Below are 12,906 nucleotides of genomic sequence, written 5' to 3'. Positions count from 1 at the left end.
ACTTCGTTGCGGGGTCTCAACAATGTCGCTACTCCCCCGCTGGAGTCTACGCATTTGCTCCAATCACCAGCTAGAAACTTTATAGTACAGAAATTATTTATCGTTTAGCGCTACTACTCCTGGAAGTTCTTTGCCTTCCATGAATTCTAGGGATGCGCCTCCACCAGTTGAGATATGGCTCATTTTGTCTGCGAGGTTGAATTTTTCAACAGCAGCCGCAGAGTCTCCTCCACCGATGACAGAGTATGTATCGGTAGCTTCTGCTAGGGCTTCACCTACTGCTTTTGTTCCGCCAGCAAATGCATCAAGTTCGAATACTCCCATTGGTCCATTCCAGATAACTAGCTTGGAGTTTTTGATTACATCCGCGTAGATTTCACGGGATTTAGGTCCGCAATCAAGGCCTTCCCAGTCGCTTGGAATTTCTTCAACAGGTACGATTTGTGTGTTTGCGTCGTTGGAGAAATCATCTGCCACAACAACATCCACAGGCATGTACATGTTCACGCCTTTTTCTTTTGCTTGCTCCATGAAAGATTTAGCAAGGTCGATTTTATCTTCTTCCAATAAGGATTTTCCTACATCATAGCCTTTTGCTTTGATGAACGTGTAAGCAAGTCCACCGCCGATGATCAGGTTGTCCACTTTGTTTAGAAGATTTTCGATGACACCGATTTTATCTTTAACCTTAGCTCCACCGATGATTGCCGTGAATGGGCGCTCAGGGTTGGAAAGGGCTTTTCCTAATACTTCTAATTCTTTTTCCATTAAGAGGCCTGCTACTGCCGGTAAGTGCTGGGCAATACCTTCTGTGGAAGCATGTGCACGGTGAGCTGCGCCGAATGCGTCATTTACATACACATCTGCAAGCTCAGCAAACGCCTTTGCAAGTTCTGGATCGTTTTTCTCTTCACCAGGGTAGAAACGAACATTTTCAAGTAAAAGAACGTCTCCCTCGCTCATGTCGTTAACGATGGCTTTTACGGAATCTCCGTAAGCTTCATCCGCTTTTTTTACATCTTTTCCAAGAAGCTCTTGTAGACGAGCTGCAACCGCGTTTAAGCGAAGCTCTTCGACTACTTGCCCTTTTGGACGTCCTAAGTGGCTTGCAAGTAAGACTTTCGCGCCGTTATCCACTAAGTGCTTGATTGTTGGCAATGCTGCACGGATACGTGTTTCGTCTGTTACTTGTCCGTCCTTCATCGGTACGTTAAAGTCCACACGGCAAAATACGCGTTTGCCTTTCACGTCGATGTCACGAATACTTTTCTTGTTCATCTTGAACGGCCTCCCTTAAAAGGAAATTTGTTTTGAAAACATGAAAAGAGGGAGGGGTGTGTTCCCCAATCCCCCTCTACTTCACATGTCTTATTATAGAATGCTGATAAGGTTTATCCAAGCAATATCTATTGCTTGGAAAAATTATAGTCCTTTAGCAGCGATGTATTTCGCTAGGTCTACTACACGGTGAGAGTATCCGCTCTCGTTGTCATACCAAGAGATTACTTTAACCATGTTGCCTTCCATTACCATTGTAGATAATGCGTCGATTGTAGAAGACTCAGGGTTACCATTGTAGTCACCAGATACTAGTGGCTCTTCAGAGTACCCAAGAATTCCTTGTAATTCGCCTTCAGCTGCTGCTTTGAATGCTGCGTTTACTTCTTCAGCAGTTACATCTTTGTCAAGCTCAGCTACAAGGTCAACTAGAGAAACGTTTGGAGTTGGAACACGCATTGCTCCACCGTTTAATTTACCTTTTAGTTCAGGTAATACTAGAGATACTGCTTTTGCAGCTCCAGTAGTTGTAGGGATGATGTTCTCAGCTGCTGCACGCGCACGACGGTAGTCTTTGTGTGGCAAGTCTAAGATTTGTTGGTCATTTGTGTAAGAGTGAACAGTTGTCATCATTCCACGTTTGATACCGAACTTGTCGTTCAATACTTTCGCGAATGGCGCCAAGCAGTTAGTCGTACAAGATGCATTAGAGATTACGTTGTGGTTAGCTGCATCGTACTTGTCTTCGTTAACACCCATTACGATTGTGATATCTTCATCAGATGCAGGTGCGGAGATGATTACTTTCTTCGCTCCAGCTTCTAAGTGTTTCGCAGCGTCTGCACGCTTTGTGAAGAAACCAGTAGATTCTACTACTACTTCTACTCCAAGCTCACCCCAAGATAATTTCGCTGGGTCGCGCTCAGCTGTAACTTTGATTGTTTTGCCGTCAACAACTAGGTTGTCTCCGTCAACTTTTACGTCAGCAGCTAATTTGCCGTGTACGCTGTCATATTTTAAAAGATGTGCAAGCATGTTAGCGTCTGTTAAGTCGTTAACTGCTACCACTTCTACGTCGTTGTTTTTTAATGCTGCGCGGAATACGTTACGTCCAATACGTCCAAATCCGTTAATACCAATCTTTACTGCCATGTTCATTTCCTCCTTAGTTTTTCTAAGAAATTTTTTATAGAAGGGATGTTACTCCCTAATTAACTCTTTTGCTGCTCCTTCATCCGTAATGAGGATGGTGTGGGGAGCTTTTTTTAGATACGCTTGAATCGCTTTTGCCTTTGAGGCGCCGCCGGCTACTGCAATCACACATTCTATCTTTTCCAAATCTGCGAGTTGCATTCCAACTGTCTGAACTTTATGCACTACTTCTCCGGCCTCGTTGAAATAGTACCCGAAAGCTTCAGCTACCGCATAGCTTTGTTCGATCTTGCGCATGTTTTCCGGCGCTGTTTTACGGCGCTCTGCCATTGTTTTAGCGTCTCCAATTCCATGAATAACCATACTAGAATTTTTGATGAGAGAAATTACTTCTTTTATAGAAGGTTCCTCAATCATCGACTGGTAAGATTCATGACTCAACGAATCTGGGATATGCAAGAGCCTGTAGTCGCCAGATGCCTTTTCTGCCATGGTGGCACAAATGGTGTTCGACTGATTTTGGACCTTTTCGCCAAGACCGCCTCGAGCTGGGACAAACAACAGATTACGGTTTTTTGTGTCGGGAGTCATCATTTCCGCTACAGAGGAAACAGTCGTTCCACCGGCTACGGCAATGACATTTTCGTCATGGAATCGTTCTCGCATTGCGGATACACATGCGCGACCGAGTTCCTTTTTCACCCAAGGGGATTGGTCACTGTCACCCGGAACCACGACAACTTTTGTAATCCCTAACTTTTCTTCTATTCCCGCTTCTAGTTGCTTTAAACCGGAAACTTCTTTCATAACTTCTTCCAGGTCTTTAATGAGGTATTCCCCTTCTTTCGTCAGTGTCATGCCGGCAACACTAACGTGAATCAGGTTCTGCGCTTTAAGAAAATCAACTTCCCCTCTCAGCACCCGCTCACTCAAACCTAGACTGCCTGACAAACTTCTTCTTCCAATCGGCTGCATCAACCTTATGTATCTCAGGATTTCGTATCGCTTCTGCATAATGGAAAGAAGATCAGGTAACAATTTCTTTTGTACTTCAATAATTTGATTCATTATAGCTTCCCCTTCAGAGTGTGTATTTTACCTGATGGACAAAATATAATCTGCCTTCTGGACCTTAAATGTCCCACTGTGACATATTATGTCCCAGTAGCGGTAAAAAAAATCACCCTTGCTACAAGTTGATTGTAACAAAGGTGAAACCCTTATGCAACTAGGGTTTAGCGGATTTTTTCAAGTAAACGCTTTCTTACTGTTTCTTTGTCCACTTGACCATAGGAAAGCATTTCTCCCTCATGTTCCACTACAGGAATCATCAACTGATATTTTTCTAGTAGTGTGTCATCTTTATAAATATCAAATTCCTCTATGGTAAAATCTATTTCGGATTGCAACTCATTAAGTTTTGCTTTCGCTTTATCGCAAAGCGGGCAATCCACTTTTGTGTAAAATTGTATGTTCATTTTGCATCGCCTTTCTAATCATACCTTTTTCTCATCGAAGACCCGGGAATGTTTAATATATCTCTATATTTTGCAACGGTTCTTCTGGAGATGGTTATATGATACTGCTTTTGCAGGATGTTTGTCAGTTGTTGATCCGATAGAGGTTTCTGTTTGTCTTCCATTTTGATCAGTTCTTCTACCAACTGCTGCACCTGCTTGGTTGATTTCTCTTCATCATGCCTGCCTGTAAGGCTCTGGCTAAAGAAATACTTCAATTCAAACAATCCATATGGCGTCTGAACATACTTTTCCTTTGTCGCCCGGCTAACCGTAGACTCATGGATGTCTAGCCTTGTAGAGATATCCTTTAATGTTAACGGTTTCAAAAATGATGGTCCATTGAGAAAGAAAGATTGCTGGGTACGTAGTATCTCTTCCATCACTTTGACGAGTGTGTGTTTGCGGTGCTCCATAGATTTGACAATCCATTGGCATTGTTGCATCTTTTCTTGCAAGTAGGATTCCAATTCATTCTTCCGTTTAAGGGCTGACTCATACCGCTTATTTATTTTAACTTGTGGGATGATTTCTTCGTTTAATGACACGATAAAATGATTTTGGTGCCTTTGGACGATTAGGTCCGGGGTAATGTATTTAGGTTTTTCTATGGTTTCATACCTGTTCCCTGGTCGAGGGTTCAGTTTGACAATTTCATCATGAATCGTCTGAATTTCTTTTAGGCTGATCTCATATTTCTTTGAGAGAGTCTTCCACGCTTTTTCTGCAAAAAGGATGAAATCATTTTCTAAAATAGCTTCTGCAAGCTCATTTTGGGATGATTTCCTTTTTAGTTGAAGCAAAAGGCATTCCTGGAGATTGCGTGCTCCTATTCCTGCCGGTTCTAACTGCTTAATGGTGGTTAGAATTTTGGTGACGGTTACTGTTGTTGTTTTTAGCTGTTCAGCAACTGCAATGGGCTCTTCTTGTATATAGCCATTCTCATCCATGTATTCGATGATGCGCTTTGCAAGTTGTTTTTCTTCGGTTGTCAGAGGAGTGTCCAGCAATTGTTGTTCAATATATTGATGTAACGTTTCTCCATGCTTACTGAAATTTTCAATGGAAAAGGTCTGTGTGGTGGTCGTTCCGATTTTCTTTGGTTTTAAGCGTTGCACGCGGGAAGAAGCTAGTTCCCTATGGACGGTGGGTTCTTTCAGATCCATAAGCGGGTTCTCGAGCGACTGCTCCTTCAGGAAATCCACCAGCTCCAATGTCGAATACTGCAACAACGTTATCGCTTGCTTCAACTCCTGCGTCATCGCAAGCCTCAACGACTGCTCCTGATACAAACCAACTGACTGCTTCATACATCCAACCCTCCTCCGGCCAAACTTAATAATTCCTGTCTCTACCTATATTCTACATGACTTTTTAGAACTTGTAAGCTTTTAAAATCTTCCTAAAATTCACTTTTGGGGGTCAGACCCCTGCAGGATTTTCTCCATTTATGTCGAAGCATATGGTATAAGCTGACGGTGCTAGCTGTCTATTTCTATTTTATTATGGTGTTTTGGTTGTCATACTATTTTTTGGATAAAGTTGGTGTGGAGATTTGCTTGTGGAGGGGCTGAACGAGATTTATTTTCCGTTAGATCTGAAATATTTTCCGTTTCCTTTGAGGACAAAAGGCATCCCCTCTTAATTTTGGCAAAATAAAAACCCAGTGTGCCGACACTGGGTGAGTAGATAATATGAGATAACGGCGCTTGTCCGTTACAAGTAATACTTTAGCATGGTTGTTGATTATGTATCAAACGTAAGTTTTTCCAATTATTTAATGGCGCGCTCGGAGGGATTCGAACCCCCGCATGACGCGGTACCGGAAACCACCGCTCTATCCCCTGAGCTACGAGCGCACGTTGCAAATGGAACTTTACTAATATACCAAATTATACACCAATTGTCGAGAGTCAGGCAATAAGAAGTCGCATCAGCATAGACATATACTTTTATTATAAAGTGTTTGGTATCACAGTTTAAAGTTTAATCCCACCTCATACTGGATATGATTATTACATGGGGAAAAATGGGGGTATTTGCGATGGTTTTTATTTGACCATTCTTGACCTTGTATGTATGATAAAAGTACATAAAGATTTAGTAATACTTACTAATTGGTATAGGCTCACTGAAGGTTTTCCCATTTTTACATAGGAGTCTATGTCGATAGAAAATTTAAATTTTAAGGAGGAAAAGTGAGATGAACTTAATTCCTACAGTTATTGAACAAACAAGTCGTGGGGAGCGCGCGTACGATATTTACTCCCGTCTATTAAAGGACCGTATCATCATGCTTGGAAGTGCGATTGATGACAATGTGGCTAACTCCATTGTTTCTCAGCTTCTATTCTTGGCAGCGGAAGATCCTGATAAAGATATTTCTCTTTATATCAACAGCCCAGGTGGTTCCATCACTGCGGGTATGGCTATCTACGATACAATGAACTTCATTAAGCCAAATGTCAGCACAATGTGTGTGGGTATGGCGGCTTCCATGGGAGCATTCTTGCTTGCAGCTGGAGCTAAAGGCAAGCGTTTCGCACTACCTAACAGTGAAGTGATGATTCACCAACCACTTGGTGGAGCACAAGGTCAAGCTACGGAAATTGAGATTGCGGCTAAACGCATCTTGTTCCTACGTGAAAAATTGAACACGATTTTATCCGAGCAAACTGGCCAGCCAATCGAAGTGATTTCACGCGACACTGACCGCGACAACTTCATGACTGCTGATCGTGCACTAGAATACGGACTAATCGACAAAGTAATTAGAAACAACAACTAATCATTTTCAACTGTTGATTGGAGCAAAATGTGAAAACTTCTGGCTCAAGGCCGCCCCGCGGAAAGCGAAACATTTTGCGTAATGCAACAGCGAGTTTTAACAGACACATAAACAAAACCGGGTTCCCATCAAGGGGAGACCCGGTTTTTTAGTTCTCTTGTTGTACGTAATCTGCTAACGCAGCAATTGCATCCTCTTCATCATGACCGTCAGCAATCAATGTAATCGTAGCACCAGTGCTAATAGCTAAGCTCATCAAGCCCATAATACTTTTCGCATTTACCTTTTTCCCGTCCTTTTCTAAGAAAACCTCACTTGAGAAGCGGTTGGCTTCTTGAACGAAAAGTGCTGCCGGGCGTGCTTGTAATCCCGTTTTCAAACGAACATCCACTTGTTTTTGTACCATTATTATTCCTCCTCTATCTAATGTATAGTTGCTGGATGGAGTCAACTTGAAACGAAGTGACTCTCACCAGTCTTATTTAACAGATTCCCCTGCTCGAAGTTTATCGGCAATCTCATCTATTTTTCGTAGTCGGTGATTGATACCGGATTTGCTGATCGTACCGCTCGACACCATTTCTCCAAGCTCTTTCAATGTTACATCTTGGTAGGTGACGCGCAGTTCCGCAATTTCACGTAGCTTGTCAGGCAAGATACTAAGCCCGACTGTGCTATCGATGAAGCGGATATTTTCCACCTGGCGGATTGCGGCACCAATCGTTTTGTTGAGGTTGGCAGTTTCACAGTTCACGAGGCGATTAACCGAGTTACGCATATCACGCACAATTCGGATGTCCTCGAACTTCAGCAAAGCTTGGTGGGCACCAATGATGCTTAAGAATTCAGCAATTTTTTCGGCCTCTTTCAAATAGGTGATATAGCCCTTTTTCCGTTCTAATGTTTTACTGTTTAAGTGAAACATATTCATCAATTCACATAGTGATTCGTTATGTTCATGATAGAGAGAAAAGATTTCAAGATGATAAGATGATGTTTCCGGATTATTCACCGAACCGCCTGCCAAAAAGGCACCTCGCAAATAAGATCGCTTGCAGCATTTTTTGCTGATCAGCTCTTCTGATATGTCACGAACGAAGGTGAAACCATCCTTCAAGATTTTTAACTCATCCAAGATATAATGTGCTTGCTCGGCATAACGAACGATATAGACGTTATTCTTTTTTAATCTCATCTTCTTTCGTACAAGCAATTCGACGCGCACATCATAAATCCTTTTTGTTAACGTATAGATTCTGCGGGCAATAGCTGCGTTTTCAGTTTGTATATCTAAGATCAGTTTACGATTGGAAAAGGATAAAGACCCGTTCATTCGGATCAGTGCCGCAAGTTCCGCCTTAACGCAACAATCTTTTGTTTCTATGGTCGTTAACTCTTTTTTCGTTTCAGAAGCGTAGGACATTGTGTTCACCTCCATTGTGAATGTACTAGGTGTATGCGAGGTGTTCAAACATTATCCCCTTACCACCAGCAATGCATCCGTTTGCATTTAGTTTTCGTCCAGTTTTATCATGGAGTACAATAATGCCGCTACTTTTTGGGTATCGTGACGAATCACTCCATCATCGTATCGGATAATTTTATCATGAACGATTTCTAGTCCCAAATTAGATAAAGCAGCAATATCATACACGACAGGTGTAGCAAGTTCTTTTTTATAGCGAACGGCTATTTCTTCAGGAATATCTTCTTCATTAACAAGAATGGTATCCATGAAGCGGCAACCTAGATGGTCATAGAGTGCTTTAACATGATCACTTGCCGTGTATTCAAGCGTTTCACCGGCTTGGGTCATCACATTACATATATACACTTTTTTAGCGTGTGCGTTACACACAGCCTCTCCTATTTTTGGTACTAGCAGATTTGGAAGAATGCTTGTGTAGAGACTTCCTGGTCCTACAATAATTAGATCCGCTTTTTCTATTTCATCCACTGATTCCTGCAAAGGCTCCACTTTATCGGGGGTAAGAAACACCCGCTTTATTCTCTGCCCGTTGGCCGGAATCTTGGATTCTCCCGTAACAATGGATCCGTCTTCCATTTCCGCATGTAAAATAACACTTTGGTTAGCGGCAGGTAGAACCTTCCCTCGAACGTTCAACACTTTGCTCATCTCACGAATGGCATGGACAAAGTCACCTGTTATGGTAGTCATCGCTGCAAGCAAGAGGTTACCGAGTGAGTGTCCTGAAAGCCCGTTGCCTGTTGCAAAACGGTGCTGGAAGAGATCTTCAATCAAAGGCTCCACATCCGATAAGGCAGCAAGCACATTTCGGACATCTCCAGGAGGTGGGATGTGCAATTCATCGCGCAATCTCCCCGAGCTTCCTCCATCGTCGGCAACTGTGACCACTGCAGTTATATCCACATCATAGTGCTTGAGGCCCCTGAGTAAAACAGGCAGCCCGGTTCCCCCACCTATGATGACAATCTTAGGTACTTTTTGACGTCTCATTAGTGTTTGCCCTTTCGTTTCTCAATATCTCGATGTGTTAGGAGTGTATCATACTCAGTCTTGAAATGCTTAGCAAAATACTCAGCCAAGGTCACAGAACGGTGTTGCCCTCCCGTACACCCGATTGCAAGGACGAGCTGACTCTTCCCTTCTCGCTTGTAGTAAGGTAGCATAAAGGTCAACAAATCCGTAAGCTTTTCTACAAACTTCTGCGTTTCCGACCACTTCAACACATAGGAAGAAACCTCTTCATCAAGCCCTGTCATCGGTCTCATATGGTCAATGTAATGGGGATTTGGTAAGAAGCGTACATCAAACACAAGATCTGCATCTATAGGAAGTCCATATTTAAAACCGAAGGAAACGACATTCAATTTAAAAGTTTGTTTGGAGTGTGTGGCAAATTGTTTGAGGATTTTCTCTCTAAGTTCACGTGGCTTTAAGTTGGAAGTGTCCAAGATCAGTTGGGCACGGCCCTTTAACTCTTCTAACAACTCGCGCTCATGTTCGATTCCTTCAAGTGGCAGGCCTGATTTCGCCAATGGATGCGCTCTTCGTGTCTCTTTATAACGAGTTACTAGGACAGAATCCTTCGCATCAAGGAATAATATTTGCGGAGTTACCCAAGACAATTCAGAAATATCATCCAGCGCTTCAAATAGACTGTCAAAAAATTCACGTCCGCGTAAATCCATTACTAACGCCACTTTATTCATTTTATTGCCCGACTCTTCCATCAGCTCCAAAAATTTTGGAAGCAAAGTCGGCGGCAAATTATCCACACAGAAAAATCCCAGATCCTCTAAAGCTTGAATGGCCACTGTTTTTCCTGCTCCACTCATACCAGTGATAATGACTAATTCTACATCACTGCTCGTACCTGTACTCATGTTTCTTCCACTCCCTTTTTTGTCTAATCAGTTTGGATCAAGACGGTAGGACAACAGTTCAAAGTCCGGGGTATAAGTAAACGTCCCGAAAATCATCCCTGATCCTTTTATAAGGTAATCAAGAATATGAAAATCGCCTGGTGCCATCGGTAGTTTTGCGATGTCTTCCTGCTTATGCCACTCGATTATCCCTTCTTCTGATTCCTTTACATTCTGTCCGTCGTATTCCGTTGCAAGAAATGTGAACATCATCCATTCAGAGACAATATCCTTGCCTTCTTTTATCACAAATGTAAAAACACCCTTCAGGGCAGGATTTTTTAAGTAAATACCTGTTTCTTCTCGATATTCGCGCACAACCGAATCCTTCACTGATTCACCGTGCTCCATCTTTCCACCAGGTGCAACCCACCATCCACGACGTGGCTTTTGCAATAGTAGCACTTGGTCATCTTTCACTAGCACACAATTTGTTACTCTTTGCATGGTTACAACCCCTTTTGAGCTTGGCTGATTCTGTTTTTTTTAATAACTCCTATAGATATCCGTTCCTGGTGTTCGCTGTCCTAGGGGCGGTGCTTGAGTCTTCTCAATTCGTTGCTGGGACTCCACCTACCGCTAACTCCCTCAGGACAAGGACTTCGGCAGCAATTCATCGCACGAAAAAAATGCGGTAGCATTTTCGAGTAGTCTCACAACATGCACTACAATCTATAGGTGAATTTGTATGAAATTTAAAACTAGCCAAGTGTATCATTTTTATTTTACAGCAAAAGTATTGATTAAGACACAGTAAAGTTCTACAAATTAGCAAACTGTGTGTCAGGATTTCTAACAGGTATCGATTCCAGAATTGGTTAATGGTGTGTAAACGCTTTACTTTTTAAGTATATCATAGCTCTGTTGAGTATAGTAAACAAGCTGTAATGGGCTGAGGGGGGATGAGACCTTAATATGGAGTTTGTTTCTAAAGGACTTTTACGCTTGGAGATCACTTGCTTAGGGCGTTTATTTCTATTTGACCTTTATGCTTGATAACCACTTGCTTCAGGCGTATAGAACACTTCTATTTGACCTTTCTGCTTATACTCCATCTGCTTCGGGCGTTTAAGCAAGGGTATACAGCGTGCCTCTCTAAAAAAAGGCATAAAAAAAGGACACGGGAAAAAGGGAACCCGTGTCATCAACTATATTTATAAAAGGGGGTCAATTACTATTTATATAATAACCGATTATTGTTTCAAAGCTGTTACAGATGCGTTAAGGCGCAATTACGTTTTGATTAAAGGAAGATTTCGACATGCTCTTTTATAGTTCGACATACCTAGCACCCCAAACCTTTAGCCCATTATTTCGCTGCGTTTGCCTTAAGTTCTTCTACTAGCTCTTCTACATAATGTTGCGCACTTTGAGCCGCGATGCTTCCGTCACCTGTTGCGGTAACAATTTGGCGTAGAGTTTTCTCACGGATATCCCCCGCTGCGAAAATACCAGGAATTTTCGTTTCCATGCGCTCATTTGTTTCAATGTAACCCATGTCGTTCGTGATCCCAAGGTTTAAGAACGGTTTTGTCAGAGGTAGCATCCCCACATAGATGAAGACACCGTCTGTTTTGAATTCTTGCTCTTCGCCGTCTTTCGTGCTGACAAGTGTTACACTGCCAACCTTGCCGTCTTTTTCGTTAATTTCTTTGATAGTATGACTCCAAATAAAGTCAATTTTGTCGTTGTCAAAAGCACGTTGCTGAAGAATCTTTTGTGCACGAAGCTCGTCACGACGGTGAACAATCGTCACTTTAGATGCAAAGCGAGTGAGGTAAACACCTTCTTCTACAGCAGAGTCTCCTCCACCGACAACTACTAATTCTTTATTTTTGAAAAATGCGCCGTCACATACTGCACAGTAGGAAACCCCACGTCCGCCAAGCTCTTTCTCTCCAGGCGCACCAATTTTTTTGTACTCCGCACCACTTGTGATAATGACCGTACGAGCTTTGTAAGACTTGCTTCCAGCGTTAACGGTTTTATATTCTTTTCCATCAATAACTTCTTTTACATCGCCATATGCATATTCTGCACCGAATTTCTTCGCATGCTCAAACATTTTCGTTGATAGCTCAGGTCCGAGGATATGGTCGAAACCAGGATAGTTCTCTACTTCCTCTGTGTTTGCCATCTGTCCGCCAGGCATCCCGCGCTCGATCATCAATGTACTTAAGTTCGCACGAGATGTGTAAACCGCAGATGTCATTCCCGCAGGTCCAGCTCCTATAATAATCACATCATAAATTTTTTCTTCTGTCATGTTGCCCACTCCTTTAACTCTTTTGTTGCATTTTATGCTAACACTATGTTCATCCGATTTTAGATATATATTTACAGAATACCTTTAAAAGTATTCCCAGTTACTATCCTATATAACAGGGTGGTTGTCCGTCCAATTTTTTGCTCATGGGGAGTTTGGTGGAGGTCTTTGTCTTTTGGAAAGCTTTAAGGACAGTGCATTTTCTATTACGTAGGATCGGTTGGATTCAAAGACACTGTATGAGGACGGTGTTTCTTCTTTTTCTGCGGCTCAGGGGGTCATTCGCTCCCTATGAGGACAATGTTTCCTCTTTTTCTGCGGCTCAGGGGGTCATTCGCTCCCTATGAGGACAATGTTTCTTCTTTTTCACATGCTCAGGGGGTCATTCGCTCCCTATGAGGACAATGTTTCTTCTTTTTCTGCGGCTCAGGGGTCATTCGCTCCCTATGAGGACAATGTTTCTTCTTTTTCACATGCTCAGGGGGTCATTGGCACTC

12 protein-coding genes and 1 tRNA gene are annotated in these 12,906 nt (G+C 42.5%); 1 reads left to right on the top strand and 12 read right to left on the bottom strand.

What is annotated here, in order from left to right; all coding sequences use genetic code 11:
- Window positions 1-93: 93 nt before the first annotated feature.
- The 6 genes from AAV98_RS09920 to AAV98_RS09895 form a co-directional block, all read right to left on the bottom strand.
- On the bottom strand, window positions 94-1,278 hold the full coding sequence (locus AAV98_RS09920; protein ID WP_060665409.1) for a phosphoglycerate kinase: 1,185 nt from the start codon (window positions 1,276-1,278) through the stop codon (window positions 94-96).
- Window positions 1,279-1,422: 144 nt separating this feature from the next.
- The gene (gap, locus tag AAV98_RS09915; RefSeq protein ID WP_060665408.1) at window positions 1,423-2,430 is read right to left on the bottom strand and encodes a type I glyceraldehyde-3-phosphate dehydrogenase; all 1,008 of its coding nucleotides are present in this window, start codon (window positions 2,428-2,430) and stop codon (window positions 1,423-1,425) included.
- A 48-nt stretch (window positions 2,431-2,478) separates the two neighbouring features.
- Window positions 2,479-3,498 carry a sugar-binding transcriptional regulator gene (locus AAV98_RS09910; protein ID WP_060665407.1) on the bottom strand — a complete coding sequence of 340 codons (1,020 nt, stop codon included), beginning with the start codon at window positions 3,496-3,498 and terminating at the stop codon, window positions 2,479-2,481.
- 167 nt (window positions 3,499-3,665) lie between these two features.
- Window positions 3,666-3,908, bottom strand: coding sequence for a glutaredoxin family protein (locus AAV98_RS09905; RefSeq protein WP_060665406.1), 243 nt, complete (start codon window positions 3,906-3,908; stop codon window positions 3,666-3,668).
- Between the two features lie 14 nt (window positions 3,909-3,922).
- Complete coding sequence (rpoN, locus tag AAV98_RS09900) at window positions 3,923-5,257, bottom strand: RNA polymerase factor sigma-54 (RefSeq protein WP_060665405.1); 1,335 nt, start codon at window positions 5,255-5,257, stop codon at window positions 3,923-3,925.
- Between the two features lie 471 nt (window positions 5,258-5,728).
- Window positions 5,729-5,806 (bottom strand) — tRNA-Arg (locus tag AAV98_RS09895).
- A gap of 344 nt (window positions 5,807-6,150) precedes the next feature.
- On the opposite strand from AAV98_RS09895, the gene clpP reads away from it, so the two are divergent.
- A complete protein-coding gene (gene clpP / locus AAV98_RS09890; protein WP_060665404.1) occupies window positions 6,151-6,735 on the top strand; it encodes an ATP-dependent Clp endopeptidase proteolytic subunit ClpP in 585 nt (194 codons plus the stop codon).
- A 148-nt stretch (window positions 6,736-6,883) separates the two neighbouring features.
- Here the strand turns inward: clpP and AAV98_RS09885 are convergent, their stop codons facing one another.
- The 6 genes from AAV98_RS09885 to trxB all read right to left on the bottom strand — a co-directional run bounded on the left by AAV98_RS09885 (window position 6,884) and on the right by trxB (window position 12,409).
- A complete protein-coding gene (locus tag AAV98_RS09885; protein WP_060665403.1) occupies window positions 6,884-7,141 on the bottom strand; it encodes an HPr family phosphocarrier protein in 258 nt (85 codons plus the stop codon).
- A gap of 72 nt (window positions 7,142-7,213) precedes the next feature.
- A complete protein-coding gene (whiA, locus tag AAV98_RS09880; protein ID WP_060665402.1) occupies window positions 7,214-8,158 on the bottom strand; it encodes a DNA-binding protein WhiA in 945 nt (314 codons plus the stop codon).
- 87 nt (window positions 8,159-8,245) lie between these two features.
- Window positions 8,246-9,214 (bottom strand): gluconeogenesis factor YvcK family protein, encoded by a 969-nt coding sequence (locus AAV98_RS09875; RefSeq protein WP_060665401.1) that lies wholly within the window; start codon window positions 9,212-9,214, stop codon window positions 8,246-8,248.
- Window positions 9,214-10,104, bottom strand: coding sequence for an RNase adapter RapZ (gene rapZ, locus AAV98_RS09870; protein WP_060665400.1), 891 nt, complete (start codon window positions 10,102-10,104; stop codon window positions 9,214-9,216). Before rapZ ends, AAV98_RS09875 begins: the two co-directional genes overlap by 1 nt.
- A 27-nt stretch (window positions 10,105-10,131) precedes the next feature.
- Window positions 10,132-10,590, bottom strand: a complete 459-nt coding sequence (locus AAV98_RS09865; protein WP_060665399.1) for an 8-oxo-dGTP diphosphatase — start codon at window positions 10,588-10,590, stop codon at window positions 10,132-10,134.
- A gap of 862 nt (window positions 10,591-11,452) precedes the next feature.
- On the bottom strand, window positions 11,453-12,409 hold the full coding sequence (gene trxB / locus AAV98_RS09860; protein ID WP_060665398.1) for a thioredoxin-disulfide reductase: 957 nt from the start codon (window positions 12,407-12,409) through the stop codon (window positions 11,453-11,455).
- Between the last annotated feature and the right edge of the window lie 497 nt (window positions 12,410-12,906).

The organism is Bacillus sp. CHD6a (genome assembly GCF_001293645.1).
In the GTDB taxonomy this organism is placed as follows: Bacteria; Bacillota; Bacilli; order Bacillales; family Bacillaceae_I; genus Sutcliffiella_A.
The sequence above is the reverse complement of the archived record's forward strand: the minus strand, read 5'-3'. Positions and strand labels throughout refer to the sequence as shown.

What these genes read in the sequence shown, in the direction of transcription:
- AAV98_RS09920 (WP_060665409.1), bottom strand. Translation starts at nt 1,278, where the DNA reads ATGAACAAGAAAAGTATTCGTGACATCGACGTGAAAGGCAAACGCGTA.
- gap (WP_060665408.1), bottom strand. Translation starts at nt 2,430, where the DNA reads ATGGCAGTAAAGATTGGTATTAACGGATTTGGACGTATTGGACGTAAC.
- AAV98_RS09910 (WP_060665407.1), bottom strand. Translation starts at nt 3,498, where the DNA reads ATGAATCAAATTATTGAAGTACAAAAGAAATTGTTACCTGATCTTCTT.
- AAV98_RS09905 (WP_060665406.1), bottom strand. Translation starts at nt 3,908, where the DNA reads ATGAACATACAATTTTACACAAAAGTGGATTGCCCGCTTTGCGATAAA.
- rpoN (WP_060665405.1), bottom strand. Translation starts at nt 5,257, where the DNA reads ATGAAGCAGTCAGTTGGTTTGTATCAGGAGCAGTCGTTGAGGCTTGCG.
- clpP (WP_060665404.1), top strand. Translation starts at nt 6,151, where the DNA reads ATGAACTTAATTCCTACAGTTATTGAACAAACAAGTCGTGGGGAGCGC.
- AAV98_RS09885 (WP_060665403.1), bottom strand. Translation starts at nt 7,141, where the DNA reads ATGGTACAAAAACAAGTGGATGTTCGTTTGAAAACGGGATTACAAGCA.
- whiA (WP_060665402.1), bottom strand. Translation starts at nt 8,158, where the DNA reads ATGTCCTACGCTTCTGAAACGAAAAAAGAGTTAACGACCATAGAAACA.
- AAV98_RS09875 (WP_060665401.1), bottom strand. Translation starts at nt 9,214, where the DNA reads ATGAGACGTCAAAAAGTACCTAAGATTGTCATCATAGGTGGGGGAACC.
- rapZ (WP_060665400.1), bottom strand. Translation starts at nt 10,104, where the DNA reads ATGAGTACAGGTACGAGCAGTGATGTAGAATTAGTCATTATCACTGGT.
- AAV98_RS09865 (WP_060665399.1), bottom strand. Translation starts at nt 10,590, where the DNA reads ATGCAAAGAGTAACAAATTGTGTGCTAGTGAAAGATGACCAAGTGCTA.
- trxB (WP_060665398.1), bottom strand. Translation starts at nt 12,409, where the DNA reads ATGACAGAAGAAAAAATTTATGATGTGATTATTATAGGAGCTGGACCT.